Raw genomic sequence first — 14,884 nt, 5'->3', positions numbered from 1 at the left:
AATTTTATATTTGCAGCAAAATTAATCTAATTACGTAGTATGGCAATAAAAATAACCGACGAATGTATAAATTGTGGGGCTTGTGAACCAGAATGTCCTAATAATGCAATTTATGAAGCTTCTGAAGAATGGCGTTATGCCGATGGAACAACACTAGAAGGAACTGTAGTTTTACCAAACGGAAATAAAATAAATGCAGATGAAAATCAAGAACCAATAAATGACGAGTATTATTTTATTGTTACAGATAAATGTACCGAATGTAAAGGTTTTCATAATGAGCCACAATGTGCTGCCGTTTGCCCAGTAGATTGTTGTGTTCCTGATGAAGATAATGAAGAAACAGAAGAACAATTATTAGCAAAACAAGTTTTTTTACATAAGGACGCTTAGTTTTAAAAGTTTAAACAGAAAAGGCAAAATATAAATTACTGAAGATTGAAAGTTTACTTGTATGTATGGTATAAATACAGAATTAATTTCAATCCAAAAAAATCATAATTCATAATTTATAATTCGTAATTAAAAGAGTATCTTTGCACCGCAAAAAAATAAAATCATGAAAGCAGGAATTGTAGGATTACCAAACGTTGGAAAATCAACTTTATTTAATTGTTTATCAAACGCAAAAGCGCAAAGTGCAAACTTTCCTTTTTGTACAATAGAACCAAATATTGGTGTTGTAAACGTGCCAGATAAAAGATTGGTAAAACTAGAAGAATTGGTAAAACCAGAAAGAGTTTTACCTGCAACAGTTGATATTGTAGATATTGCTGGATTGGTAAAAGGAGCTAGTAAAGGTGAAGGTTTAGGAAATCAGTTTTTAGGAAATATTAGAGAAACGGATGCTATTATACATGTTTTACGTTGTTTTGATAATGATAATATTGTACACGTAGATGCATCTGTAAATCCGGTTAGAGACAAAGAAACAATTGATATAGAATTGCAGTTAAAAGATTTAGAATCTTTAGATAAAAAATTAGAAAAAGTTAGAAAAACTGCCAGAACAGGTAATAAAGATGCTCAAAAAGAATTAGAAGTTTTAGAAAAACTTAAAAAAGGTTTAGAAGCTGCGGTTTCTGTTAGAGCTATTGAATTATCGGAAAAAGAAAGAGAAGAATATGTAACACCGTTACAATTTATTACAGATAAGCCAGTATTATATGTTTGTAATGTTGATGAAAAATCAGCAGTTAACGGAAATGCATATGTAGATGCTGTTAAAGAGGCTGTAAAAAACGAAAATGCAGAAGTAATTGTATTAGCAGTTGGAACAGAAGCAGATATTACTGAATTAGAATCTTTTGAAGAGCGCCAGTTATTTTTAGAAGATTTAGGTTTACACGAAGCAGGTTCAGCGGTTTTAATTAGAGCTGCGTATAAATTATTAAACTTACAAACCTATTTTACAGCAGGTGTAAAAGAAGTTAGAGCTTGGACTATTAACATTGGAGATACTGCGCCACAAGCTGCAGGTGTAATTCATTCCGATTTTGAAAAAGGATTTATTAGAGCCGAAGTTATTGCTTACGATGATTATGTGAAATTTGGAAGTGAAGCAAAAGTTAAAGAAGCTGGAAAAATGAGAGTAGAAGGGAAAGAATATATTGTAAAAGATGGAGATGTAATGCATTTCCGTTTTAATGTATAATTTAAAAATTTCCATCAAAAATAAAAGAAGGTCTGTTAATAAAAATTTTAGCAGACTTTTTTTTATTTTCGTAGGTAAAATAGTACTTTAGCAACTCTTCAAGAACCTTACAAATATAAATGACAGAACAAACATCGTATACCGAGGATAATATTCGCTCATTAGACTGGAAAGAACATATTAGAATGCGTCCGGGGATGTATATCGGTAAATTAGGTGATGGATCATCGCCTGATGACGGTATTTACATTCTTATAAAAGAAGTGTTAGACAACTCTATTGATGAGTATGTAATGGGTGCTGGAAAAACTATTGAAGTATCTGTAAAAGACGAAACAGTTTCCGTACGAGATTATGGTCGTGGAATTCCCTTAGGAAAAGTAGTTGATGTGGTTTCTAAAATGAACACAGGAGGAAAATACGATTCTAAAGCCTTTAAAAAATCTGTTGGATTAAATGGGGTAGGAACTAAAGCTGTAAATGCGCTTTCATCGTATTTTAAAGTACAATCTTATAGAGATAATCAAACTGTTTTTGCTGAATTTGAGCAAGGAAATATTATACTTGAAGAAAAACCTCAGGAAAGTTCGCAACGTAAAGGAACTAAAGTAACGTTTGTTCCAGATAAAACCATTTTTGCCAAGTTTAAATTTAGAAATGAATACATTATTAAAATGATTAAAAACTATGTGTACTTAAACACAGGTTTAACAATTATTTTTAATGGCGAAAAATATTATTCAGAAAATGGTTTAAGAGATTTATTAGATGAAAATATAGACGATGAATCTAAATTATTCCCAATTATTCATTTAAAAGGCGATGATATTGAGGTTGCAATTACATATAGCAAAGCACAATACAGTGAAGAATATCATTCATTTGTAAACGGTCAGCATACAACACAAGGAGGAACGCATCAAAATGCATTTAGAGAAGCTGTAGTAAAAACTGTACGTGAATTTTTTGGTAAAAACTACGATTCTGCCGATGTTAGAAAATCCATTGTTTCTGCAGTTAGTGTAAAAGTAATGGAACCTATTTTTGAAAGTCAAACCAAAACAAAATTAGGTTCTACAGAAATGGGTGATGGTTTACCAACTGTTAGAACATATATTACAGATTTTGTGAAAACAAATTTGGATAATTATTTACATAAAAATCCAGATGTTGCAGATAAAATTCAGAAAAAAATATTACAAGCAGAACGCGAACGTAATGAATTATCTGGAATTAGAAAATTAGCACGAGACAGAGCTAAAAAAGCAAGTTTACACAACAAAAAATTACGCGATTGTAGAACTCATTTTAACGATTTAAAAAAGGAAGACCGTTTAGAAAGCACATTATTTATTACCGAGGGAGATTCGGCAAGTGGATCTATAACAAAATCTAGGAACGTAAATACACAAGCAGTTTTTAGTTTACGTGGTAAACCGTTAAATTCATACGGAATGAGTAAAAAAATTGTGTATGAAAACGAAGAATTTAACTTATTACAAGCAGCTTTAAATATTGAAGATGGTTTAGATGAATTACGTTATAATAACATAGTAATTGCAACTGATGCCGATGTAGATGGAATGCATATTAGGTTGTTATTAATAACCTTCTTTTTACAGTTTTTTCCAGAATTAATTAAGGAAGGACATTTGTATATTTTAGACACACCTTTATTTAGAGTTAGAGATAAAAAACAAACTTTTTATTGTTATTCTCCGGAAGAAAAACAAGATGCCATAAACAAATTAAAAGGAAAGCCCGAAATAACACGTTTTAAAGGACTTGGGGAAATTTCACCTGATGAATTTGTACATTTTATAGGTAAAGATATTCGGTTAGATCCTGTAATGCTTGACAAAGAAATGTCAATTGAAAAAATGCTAGAATTTTATATGGGTAAAAATACTCCAGACAGGCAAAAGTTTATTATCAGAAATTTAAAAGTTGAATTAGATATAGTAGAAGAAGCATAATATGCAAGAAGAAAACAACCAACCAATTGGCGAAGAATTTGGAAACCAAGAAACCATTACCAAAGTTACTGGAATGTACAAGGATTGGTTTTTGGATTATGCATCGTATGTAATTTTAGAACGTGCAGTTCCTGGTATTAAAGATGGTTTTAAACCAGTACAACGTAGAATTTTACATTCTATGAAAGATTTAGATGACGGTCGTTATAATAAAGTTGCCAATATTGTTGGGCATACTATGCAATATCACCCACACGGAGACGCTTCAATTGCCGATGCAATGGTACAAATTGGTCAGAAAGAATTGCTGATTGATATGCAGGGAAACTGGGGGAATATTTTAACCGGAGATAGTGCTGCAGCTTCCAGATATATTGAAGCACGTTTATCTAAATTTGCTTTAGATGTTGTTTTTAATCCAAAAACTACCGAGTGGCAATCTTCTTATGATGGTAGAAGAAAAGAACCCATAGATTTACCCGTAAAATTTCCAATGTTACTTGCTCAAGGCGCTGAAGGAATTGCGGTAGGTTTATCAACAAAAATATTACCACACAATTTTAATGAATTAATAGATGCTTCTATTAAGCATTTAAAAGGTAAAAGTTTTACCATTATTCCAGATTTTTTAACAGGAGGAATTGCAGATGTTTCTAATTATAATGATGGAAAAAGAGGCGGAAAAGTACGTGTTCGTGCTAAAATAGCATCGTTAGATAAAAAAACACTGGTAATCAATGAAATACCATTTGGAACTACAACTTCTAGTTTAATAGATTCTATTTTAAAAGCAAACGATAAAGGCACCATTAAAATTAAACAAATTGAAGATAATACAGCGGCAAATGTAGAAATATTGGTGCATCTTCCACCAGGAATTTCACCAGATAAAACAATAGATGCGTTGTACGCTTTTACCAATTGCGAGAATTCAATTTCTCCGTTATGTTGTGTTATTGATGATAATAAACCAGTATTTATTGGTGTTTCTGAAGTTTTAAGACGTAGTACAGATCATACCGTTGAATTGCTAAAATTAGAACTCGAAATTCAGTTAAACGAGTTGGAAGAACAATGGCATTTTGCTTCTTTAGAGCGTATTTTTATTGAAAATAGAATTTATCGTGATATTGAGGAACAAGAAACTTGGGATGGTGTAATAAAAGCTATTGATGAAGGATTAAAACCGCACATAAAACATTTAAAACGTGCAATTACTGAGGAAGACATAGTTAGATTAACGGAAATACGAATTAAAAAAATATCAAAATTTGATATTGATAAAGCCAAACAATTTATTGAAAGTTTAGAAGATAAAATTGCAGAGGTAAAACATCATTTAGAAAATTTAATTGACTTTGCTATTGATTATTTTAAAAATCTAAAAGAAAAATACGGTAAAGGAAAAGAACGATTAACTGAAATTCGTTTATTTGATGATATTGTTGCTACAAAAGTAGTAATGCGTAACACAAAACTGTATGTAAATAGAGAAGAAGGTTTTGTTGGAACATCATTAAAAAAAGATGAATATGTAGATGATTGTGCTGATATTGATGATATTATAGTTTTTAGAAGTGATGGAGTAATGATGATTACCAAAGTAGATTCTAAAACCTTTGTTGGAAAAGATATTATTCACGTTGCGGTATTTAAAAAGAATGATAAACGTACGGTGTATAATATGATTTATCGTGATGGAAAAACGGGTCCGAGTTATATGAAACGTTTTAATGTTACTGGAGTAACACGTGATAAAGAGTACGATTTAACTGCAGGAACAAAAGGATCATCAGTGTTGTATTTTACTGCAAATCCTAATGGTGAAGCAGAAATAATTTCTATTATTTTAAGATCTGTAGGTTCCATAAAAAAATTGCGTTGGGATATAGATTTTTCTGATTTAGCTATAAAAGGAAGAAGTTCAAAAGGGAACAGAGTTACCAAATATGGAATTAAACGTATAGAATTAAAAAGCGAAGGAGTATCAACTTTAAAACCGCGTAAAATTTGGTTTGATGATACTGTTCAGCGTTTAAATGTAGATGATAGAGGCGAGTTGTTAGGAGAGTTTAAAGCAGAAGATAGGTTACTGATAATCAATCAAAAAGGAATTGTAAAAACTATTAAGCCTGAACTAACTACGCATTTTGATAGTGATATGATTGTGTTGGAAAAATGGATTCCGGAAAAACCAATTTCGGCAATTCATTATGATGGTGAAAAGGAAAAGTATTTTATTAAACGCTTTATGGTGGATAACCCAAATAAAGAGGAATTAATAATTTCAGAACATCCAAAATCACAATTAGAGATTATTTCAACTGATTATCGTCCAATGGCAGAAATTATTTTCTCTAAAAGATCTATTGAAAATATTACGGTAAATTTAGAAGAATTTATAGCTGTAAAAGGAATTAAAGCTGTTGGAAATCAATTAACTGCAGATAAAATTAAACAAATTAATTTGTTAGATCCTTTACCGTATGAAGCGGAAGAACTAGATGATGTAGAAGTAAATGACGAAGAAGTTTTTGATGCGGATGATAACGAAGATATTACTTTTGAATTAGATGGTGAAATTGAAGATGATAAAGAAGATGATAAAGAAGATGATAAGGATGATAAAGGCCAAACAAAACTGTTTTAGCTTTTGGTGAATCTATAAAAAACAATAAAAAAAGACTGCAATTGTGTGCAGTCTTTTTTTTTATTGTTTAGTGAAATAATTCACAAAATTATTTATAACTTTTACTCACAAACGGAGTTTCTTTAAAGCCTGTAATTTGATTAATTAAAATAGTAGCAGTAAAAAAATAGTTGCATAAAACATTTGCGAATTTTGGTAAAATTTCAGCCACTTCTTTTTGTTCTTTATTATGGATTAACACCATTAATCGGATTGCTTGTTTAGACATTGACGAGCATTTATTTAAAATGCCAACTGGAGAAATACCACCAGGTAATACAAATCCGTTAATGCTATCTTTTGTAATTTCTTTTATTTGTTGATAATAATTTAGTAGTTGCAAATGATCTTCATTAGAAATTGCCAAATTTCCTCTAATAGATCCATTTAAATGATAACACATTGGAAGAATCCAATTTAGTTGTAATTCAAGATTTTTTAAATTTTTGTTATCAGGATAATTTTTAATTAGTAATTGTAAATCATTAATAGCCCAACCAACCATTCTTGTTAAATCGTCTGTTAAAATTTCATAATCACAAAGCAATGATTCTTCATAAATATAAGGGTAGCATAATTCATCAAGCGTTGATTTTGGATGTAATTTTTTCATTTTTAATTTAATTTCTTGTAAAACGTAAATTCATAATCTTTTAACAATTCAGGGTGCGCAATTTTAATTAAATCTTTTAGTACAAAATCTGGTCTAACTGGTGATAATTCGAAATAAATTATACCATCAGTCGCGCCTTTTGTTTTCATATATGAATACACTTCTTTATTTTCAAAAGCTTTAAATTGGGTGTAAATTGCATTGGTTTCAGCTAATTCATCTAAAGATTCATGAAAGCTTGGTGATATCCAAATAGATGCGTTTTTTCCTTTTTCAAAAACACTTTCAATATTAAGTGCTAAACTTCCTTTTCCTTCAGAATTATTCCACAAATAATCTACATTTGCATCTCTTAAAAAAGTAGCTTCAAAACTATCTCCTGCAGGCAAATACCAAACATCTTTAAATAATCCACCAGCCAATAAAGTTGGTTTGTTTTTAGATTTTTTAGCTATTTCTGATGCTTCTAAATAATTTTTTTCAATAGATTTAAAAATACTATCAGCTTCTTTTTCCATATCAAAAAGAATACCGTAAAATTTTATCCATTCTGCTCTTCCTAGAGGTGTTTCTTCTAACCAATCTCCATTTAAAATAACCGGAATTCCAATTTGTTCAATAGTATTAAACATTTTATTGTTACTTGTTAATGAAAATCCTATAACAACATCAGGTTTTAAATCGACCAATGTTTCTGTATTAATATTTTCAGGATGTCCTAATTCCTTTAATTTATTGTCATCAATCAATTTTCTTGTTTTTACTGAAGATATAAAATTGGTGTTAGGGAATCCTACAATTTTTTCTTCTGCGTTTAGTAATTCTAGAAAAGGAACATGTGTTGTACTTGTTAAAACAATAGAATTTATTGGTATTTGAATTTCTTTGGTTGAATTTGATTGCTTCTTTTTAGTTAAATTATATTCAATAATTTCAGTTGAATTTGGATAGGGAGCTTTAATTAGTAATTTAAAATTTTCTCCGTTTTTAATAATATCAAAACCTTTAGCGTATTTAATTGTAGATGATGTTTCTATAGTTTTATTTTTTGCTTTTTCATTTTTACATGAAAGCAATAATATTGATAATATTAGTAGTAAAAATTTAGAATATTTTAATTTCATAATTAGATATTAGAGTGTAGTAAAGGTATTATTTTGTTTTAATATTTTAAAAACCTGGCCATATTCAATAGTTATATTATACGATTCTTCTATTGAAATTTGCTGTACATAACTTAAAATAGATCTGATTACTCCTGCATGACAAACAATGATAACTTTTGAATGGTTTAAATTTACAATTTCATTAAAAACAGTAATATTTCTTTCAAATAATTGCAAACAAGATTCTCCGTTTGGAACCTGAACATTTACATAATCATTCATCCAAAAATCAAGGTCAGCTCTATTTATATCGTCCCATTTTATTAATTCCCAATCGCCAAAATTAATTTCTTTTAATCTTTCATCTAAAGTGACTTGAGGATTGATTTTATGGGCTAATTTTTTACATCTAATTAACGGACTTGAATATACTTTAGCACCTTTTACACTGTTTAAATTTGTAATAACCTTATTTGCTTCGTGTTCAAAAGTTTCGGATATATCTAGGTCGGTTTGTCCGTAGCAAATTCCTTTTTCAATATTAGGAGTTGTATGTCTAACTAAATAAATTTCCATAAAATAAGTAAGCTTAAATAAAATACAACTTCAGTTACTTGCTGTGTTGCACCAGCGCAATCTCCGGTTTGTCCGCCAATCCATTTTTTAAAAAAACGACCCAATAATAACATTGCTATAAAAGGCGGTAATAAACATAAAAATACCCAGTACGAATTATAAAAAAATAGCGGAATTATGCCTATTACTCCGTTGTACATAACCACTGAAAAATTTTGTGCGTGTCCCATTGGTTTAGATTTGCTAGAAATATCGTCTCGTACATATGGATATAAGTAAAGTAGGAAAGAAGTAATAAACCTACTAATACTATGTCCGGCAATTAATGTAACAAGTATTTGATTTGGTTGGTAGCTTAAAGCTGTATATTTAAAAACTAACATTCCAACTAAACCAATAGTTCCATAGGTTCCTAGTCTAGAATCTTTCATAATGGTTAGAATTTTATCCTTTGTCCAACCACCTCCAAAACCGTCGCAAACATCAGCAAAACCATCTTCATGAAAAGCACCAGTTAACCAAATAGTAAAAACCATACTAAAAAGTAAAGCTAACGATAACGGAAAAATATACGAAAAACCCCAAAAGATTAAAGCGGAAAATCCACCAACAATTATTCCAACTAAAGAAAAATAACGAGTACTTTTATTAAGTATTTCAGGAGAATGATCTATCCATTTTGGACAAGGGATTCTTGTAAAAAACATAATAGCTGTAAAAAAAATATCGAGCTCTTTTTTCATACTAAATTATTCTGCTGGGTTAACTACACCAGCACTTTCAAAACTAGCCATTTGGTTTATCATTATTTCTGCCGATTGGATTATTGGATATGCAATTGCAGCTCCGGTTCCTTCGCCTAAACGTAATGCTAAATGTAACACTGGAGTTGCGTTTAAAAATTCTAACATTTTAATATGTCCTTGCTCATTTGAAACGTGTGAAAACAAGCAATAATCTAAAACGTTTTTATTAATTTGTTGAGCAATTAATAGGGCAGAAGTAGCAATAAAACCATCAATTAATACTACCATTTTAAGTTCTGCAGCTTTTAACATAGCTCCGGCCATCATTGCAATTTCAAAACCACCAAAATTTTGCATATTTACCCAAGGGTTTTCACTAATACCGTGAGTTTTTTGAGCATTTGATAATACATTTATTTTATTTTGTAAAGCTTCATCGGTTAAACCTGCACCTCTTCCAATACAATTTTCAATTGGAATTTTTGTAACGCAACTCATTAATAATGAAGATGATGATGTGTTTCCTATACCCATTTCACCAAACGAAATAACATTACAGCCTGTATTGAATTTTTGGGTAATAATTTCACCAGAAGTTTCAAATGCCTTTTTACATTGCTCTTCTGTCATTGCTGGTTCTAGTGTATAATCTTTAGTTCCTTTCGCAATTTTAGCATTAATTAAATTAGGTATTTCATCATAATTAAAATCGAAATTTACACCTGCATCCACAACACTTAAATTAAAACCATGTTGTTTACAAAAAACATTTATTCCTGCACCGCCAGCCAAGAAATTAAAAACCATTTGAGGTGTAACTTCTTGCGGACAAGAACTTACAGGGTGATTGTTTACAATTCCGTGATCTCCAGCAAAAACAACCATAGTTGGTTTGGTTAATTTAGGAGATAAAGTTTCTTGTATTAAGCACAATTTTTGAGCAATAATTTCTAAGGTTCCTAAAGATCCAATTGGTTTTGTTAAATTATTAATTTTATGAGAAATTTTTGTAATAAATTCTTTGTTTGTTGGGGTAATGTTAAAAGTTTTCATAAGTTGTTTTTTATTTTAATATGAGTGGTAATCCTGAAACCATAAAAATGGCTTTATCAGATTTTTTTGCAATGTATTGATTAACCCAGCCTTGTAATTCAGTGAATTTTCTTGCCAAATGAGATTGTGCATGAACTCCCATACCTATTTCATTTGAAATTATTATAATTTCACTATTTATTTGGGCCAATTGGTCTATTTCATTTTTAGCAAATGCTAAAGATTTTTCAACATTATTATCAAAATCTATATATAAATTAGTAAGCCATAAGGTTACACAATCTATAACTATTACACTTTTATTAGGAATTACTTTTGCAATTTCTTTTTCTTCTTCAATAGTAGTCCAACGTTCATCTCTATCATTTTTATGTCTAACTACTCTTTTTTCAAAATCTTCATCCCAAATTCTTGCAGTAGCTAAATAAAAAGGTGTATTGCTCAGTTTTTCAGCTAGTTGCTGTGCGTAAAAACTTTTTCCAGAGCGCTCACCTCCAGTAATATAATGAATCATAATTGTAATAAATTTTTGCAAATGTACTATTTTACAAATTTAATAGTACTAATGAAAGTTTAATTAGTTATTTTTGCAGCCGAATTATGGTTTTTATGTTTATATCTATATTCATAAATGAAAAAGGGAAATTGGTTTAATTCCAATGCTGTACCCGCAACTGTAAACTTAGTCGAATTTTTTTCGATGGTTGTTATTAAGCTCTGAACCACTGTTCTTTAAGAATGGGAAGGTAAATAACAATACGTAAGCCAGGAGACCTGCCATAATTATATTAATTAAAACTTTCGGGAGAAAAGTGTATTAAATATGATGAAAATATTTTCTTTTTTAATTTTATTTTTAATTGGTTTTAGCAGTTATGCACAACTTGATAGCGTTCAGCATTTAAATGTTGTAAATATTAATAGCATTGTTTTAAAAAAGCATTCTAAAGGCTATAAAATTTTAAAATTATCAGATTCTTTAATTGTTAATAATACCGAATCATTTTCATCTTTATTAAGATATAATACACCAATTTACATAAAAGAATATGGTTCTGGAGGTACAAGTACTGCTAGTTTTAGAGGAACAAGCGCATCAAACACAGCGGTTGTTTGGAACGGTATTAATATAAATTCCATAAATAATGGTCAAACAGGATTTAATTCTTTAAACGTAAGTTTGTTTGATAATATTGATATTAGAAGTGGCGGTGGAAGTATAGAGTTTGGTTCTGGTGCTGTAGGCGGTACAATTCATTTAAATAATGATTTACATTTTGGTAAATATTTAAAAAATGAGCTTGTAGCTTCTATTGGTAGTTTTGATACGTATCATAATTTGTATAAATTTTCATTTGGAAGTAAAAAAACAGCTGTAAAATTTGGATTTTCATATAATGAATCGGAAAACGATTATAAATGGCTGGGTTACGATTTAAAAAATGAAAATGGAGCCTACCACAATACAGATTTTAGTTTTAATATTGCTCAAAAACTAAGCAATTTTACTAAAATTAGTTTTCATTCATCTAAATATACTGGATCTCGTGAGTTTTCAGGGGAATTGCCAAATCCTTCTGCTGCAAATGAAAAATATAAAGACCTTTCTTTTCAAAATTTAATTGATGTTAATTACAATAAAAATGCAACTTCACAAAGGTTAAAATTAGCTTATTTAACTCAAGAATATCAATATTTTGCTAATAAAAACGCTTCAAGTTATTCGTATGGAAAATCAAAAAGATATTTAATAAATTACGATTTTAGTTATAAAATTACGTCAAATTCAAGCATAGAATCTTTTACCGAATATGAATCTACTTTTGGTGAAACAGATCAAATGTTAGAGAAAAACAGAAGACAATTTTCACAGTCATTTATTTTTAATCAACAAGTAAATACATTAGGTTCTTTTAACGCAAAATTGCGTAAAGATTTTAATTCTGATTATACAATGCCTGTTGTTTTTGCACTTGGAGCTGAATTAAATACTACTAAAAATACTTTTGTTAGAGTAAATGGATCTAGAAATTACAGAGTGCCAAGTTATAATGATTTGTATTGGCCAGCTTTAGGGAATGAAGATTTAATTCCAGAATCTTCGTACCAAGCAGAAATAGGAGTAGGATATAAAACTAAGAATTTACAAGTTGATGCTGGGGGATTTTTTATTGATACAAAAGATAAAATTGTTTGGACTCCTGGAGGTGATCCAGACAGACCTGGAGTTTGGGTGCCTATAAATTTTGATAAAGTTTTAAATAAAGGTTTAGAACTAACAGTAATATATAAGATTAATTTAAATAAGCATTATTTTAACTTAAACGCTAATTATAGTTATACTATATCTAAAGATAAAATAACAAAAGAGTTATTGCCATATATACCAAAACATCTTTTTAATTCAAATTTGGGTTATTCATTTAAAAAAATCAATATTTTTTATCAGCAATTATATACTGGTAAAGTGTTTACAACCACAGATAATTCTGAAAATTATACTGTACCTGCTTTTTCAATTGGAAATTTAGGAGGTAGTTATAGTCTTTTAAAAACTACAAACTCAACATTAGACTTGGGTTTAAAAATAAATAATTTATTTAATAAAGCTTACCAAGTGTTACCTGGCAGACCAATGCCAAATAGAAATATAAACTTTAATATAAACTATAAATTTTAAATTATGAAAATTAGTAAACTGTTGTTTAGCACTTTGTTGCTAAGCGTTTTATTTATATCATGTGATGATGATAATGATGATGAAAAAACTGAAGGAGCCTATGATAATGGTATTCTTATTTCTGGAGAAGGTGGATCAACTGGTTCTGTTTATTATGTGTCTAACGATTTTAGTATTACAGAAAGTTTAATTTATAAAAACGTAAATAACGAAGATTTAGGAAAATACTTACAATCAATTGCTTTTGATGATGATAACGCCTATTTAATTGTTGATAATCAAAATACTATTACAGTAGTGGATAGATATACATTTGAAAAAATTGGAACTATTACTACAGGTTTAAAAAAACCTAGATATATGGCTATTGTTGGAGATAAAGGTTATGTAACAAACTGGGCAGAAGGTTCTTGGGGAGCAGATGTAGACGATGACTATATTGCTGTTGTAGATTTAAACACTTTTGAAGTTACAAGTACAATCTCTCTTTCTATTGGTGTTGAAAGAATTATTGCAAATAATGGAAAATTATATGTTTCTCATAAAGGAGGAAACGATACAAATAATATTATTTCTGTAATAGATATTTCTACAGAAGCAATTACAGAAATTACTGTAAATGATAATCCAGATGAAATATTTTTTGATAACTCTGGAGATTTAATTGTTTTGTGTGAGGGTAAAACTACATACGATCCAACAACTTGGGCAATAACAGAGCAAACATTAGCATCTATAACAACCATAAATACTTCAACAAATACTGTAGCATCAAAATTAGAATTTCCATCTGGAACTCAGCCAAGTTTGTTAGATATAGATGCAAGTGGAAACCTATATTATAGTGTATACAACAATATTTATAAAGTTGAAGAAAATGCAACAGTATTACCAACAAGTGTTTATTTTCAAACAACTGCAGGTTCTCATTATGGGTTAGCAATTAAAGATAATAATTTATATGTAGTTGACGCTGGGGATTTTGCAAGTGAAGGCGATTTATTAATTTACGATTTAACTACACAATCTAAAATACAATCATTTAAAGCACCAATTGCAGCTTCAAAGATATATTTTAACTAGTGGAATTTTACTATGAAAAAGATACAAAAAGCCACTTTAAAGTGGCTTTTTGTATTTATATAAAATCTCTAACTTCTTCTTTAATAAATGATAATGCTGCGGTAGAAGGAGAGGAACTACTTAAAACACTTTTTAAAATTCCTTCACGTAATTGCTGTGCATTTGTAATAGCAGTATCTTCAGCAGTTTTTTTAATTAATTGAACAGTAGCATTTTTTGATGCAACAATTACACTCCAACATTGTTCCGAAATATATATTTGTTGTGCTAAATTATGCTCAAATTCTTGCTCTATGGTATTAATTAAACTATGCATATATGCATTTTTATCATTATTTACCGAATTTATACGTATTAATAAATTAGATGGATTTATACGTTCTAAAAACAAAGTCATTCGTTCGTATGCCTGTAATTTAATAGGTAAAACCTGTTTTCTATTAGCTTTTACCATAGAAAGTTTTATTTTATTTTCTTCATTTTTAGTATGATTTAAAAAAAAATAATAGGCAACTGCTCCGGTAATTATAGCAGGAATTGTAAAACTTAATAATTGTAAAATTTGATCCAATTTTATAAAATTTAATGAATTTCAAATTTATTGTTTTTTGAACTAAAAATTATAAAATATTATCATAAAATTAATTAGGAGCTTTATAACTTTCTTCAAGTTATTGATTTTAATTAGTTTATTACTAAAGTTCAATA

Annotated in this window: 13 protein-coding genes and 1 riboswitch; of the genes, 6 read left to right on the top strand and 7 right to left on the bottom strand. The window is 29.2% G+C overall.

Features of this window, described 5'->3' with window-relative positions:
* The first annotated feature begins 39 nt into the window (after nt 1–39).
* The 4 genes from ABY298_RS00605 to ABY298_RS00590 all read left to right on the top strand — a co-directional run bounded on the left by ABY298_RS00605 (nt 40) and on the right by ABY298_RS00590 (nt 6,280).
* Nucleotides 40–393, top strand: coding sequence for a 4Fe-4S binding protein (locus ABY298_RS00605; RefSeq protein WP_372744038.1), 354 nt, complete (start codon nt 40–42; stop codon nt 391–393).
* Nucleotides 394–559: 166 nt separating this feature from the next.
* Nucleotides 560–1,654, top strand: coding sequence for a redox-regulated ATPase YchF (gene ychF, locus ABY298_RS00600; protein ID WP_372744037.1), 1,095 nt, complete (start codon nt 560–562; stop codon nt 1,652–1,654).
* A 119-nt stretch (nt 1,655–1,773) separates the two neighbouring features.
* Nucleotides 1,774–3,630: a DNA topoisomerase IV subunit B gene (locus tag ABY298_RS00595; RefSeq protein WP_372744036.1), complete on the top strand. Its 1,857-nt coding sequence runs from the start codon at nt 1,774–1,776 to the stop codon at nt 3,628–3,630.
* Between the two features lies 1 nt (nt 3,631).
* Nucleotides 3,632–6,280 (top strand): DNA gyrase/topoisomerase IV subunit A, encoded by a 2,649-nt coding sequence (locus ABY298_RS00590; protein WP_372744035.1) that lies wholly within the window; start codon nt 3,632–3,634, stop codon nt 6,278–6,280.
* Between the two features lie 88 nt (nt 6,281–6,368).
* Here ABY298_RS00590 and ABY298_RS00585 read toward each other — a convergent pair whose 3' ends face one another.
* From ABY298_RS00585 to ABY298_RS00560, 6 genes are read right to left on the bottom strand one after another with little or no spacing between them, the layout of a single operon-like run.
* A complete protein-coding gene (locus ABY298_RS00585; protein ID WP_372744034.1) occupies nt 6,369–6,932 on the bottom strand; it encodes a hypothetical protein in 564 nt (187 codons plus the stop codon).
* Nucleotides 6,933–6,934: 2 nt separating this feature from the next.
* Entirely contained in the window at nt 6,935–8,056 is a 1,122-nt protein-coding gene (locus ABY298_RS00580; protein WP_372744033.1) for an ABC transporter substrate-binding protein, read from the bottom strand.
* A gap of 9 nt (nt 8,057–8,065) precedes the next feature.
* Entirely contained in the window at nt 8,066–8,614 is a 549-nt protein-coding gene (gene cobC, locus ABY298_RS00575) for an alpha-ribazole phosphatase (RefSeq protein ID WP_372744032.1), read from the bottom strand.
* Entirely contained in the window at nt 8,599–9,357 is a 759-nt protein-coding gene (locus ABY298_RS00570) for an adenosylcobinamide-GDP ribazoletransferase (protein ID WP_372744031.1), read from the bottom strand. The genes cobC and ABY298_RS00570 overlap by 16 nt, the downstream gene beginning before the upstream one ends.
* A 6-nt stretch (nt 9,358–9,363) precedes the next feature.
* A complete protein-coding gene (gene cobT / locus ABY298_RS00565; RefSeq protein ID WP_372744030.1) occupies nt 9,364–10,413 on the bottom strand; it encodes a nicotinate-nucleotide--dimethylbenzimidazole phosphoribosyltransferase in 1,050 nt (349 codons plus the stop codon).
* 10 nt (nt 10,414–10,423) lie between these two features.
* Nucleotides 10,424–10,927, bottom strand: a complete 504-nt coding sequence (locus tag ABY298_RS00560; protein WP_372744029.1) for a bifunctional adenosylcobinamide kinase/adenosylcobinamide-phosphate guanylyltransferase — start codon at nt 10,925–10,927, stop codon at nt 10,424–10,426.
* Nucleotides 10,928–10,997: 70 nt separating this feature from the next.
* Nucleotides 10,998–11,210: riboswitch (cobalamin riboswitch) on the top strand.
* A 26-nt stretch (nt 11,211–11,236) separates the two neighbouring features.
* Between ABY298_RS00560 and ABY298_RS00555 the strand changes: the two genes are divergently transcribed.
* Together ABY298_RS00555 and ABY298_RS00550 are read left to right on the top strand one after the other, a co-directional pair.
* Complete coding sequence (locus ABY298_RS00555; protein WP_372744028.1) at nt 11,237–13,093, top strand: TonB-dependent receptor plug domain-containing protein; 1,857 nt, start codon at nt 11,237–11,239, stop codon at nt 13,091–13,093.
* A 3-nt stretch (nt 13,094–13,096) separates the two neighbouring features.
* Complete coding sequence (locus ABY298_RS00550) at nt 13,097–14,176, top strand: YncE family protein (RefSeq protein WP_372744027.1); 1,080 nt, start codon at nt 13,097–13,099, stop codon at nt 14,174–14,176.
* 55 nt (nt 14,177–14,231) lie between these two features.
* On the opposite strand, the gene ABY298_RS00545 is transcribed toward ABY298_RS00550, so the two are convergent.
* Complete coding sequence (locus ABY298_RS00545) at nt 14,232–14,747, bottom strand: hypothetical protein (RefSeq protein WP_372744026.1); 516 nt, start codon at nt 14,745–14,747, stop codon at nt 14,232–14,234.
* Nucleotides 14,748–14,884: the final 137 nt, after the last annotated feature.

It is taken from the genome of Lutibacter sp. (assembly GCF_041596795.1).
Lineage (GTDB): Bacteria > Bacteroidota > Bacteroidia > Flavobacteriales > Flavobacteriaceae > Lutibacter.
This window is presented reverse-complemented; position numbering and strand designations above follow the sequence as displayed.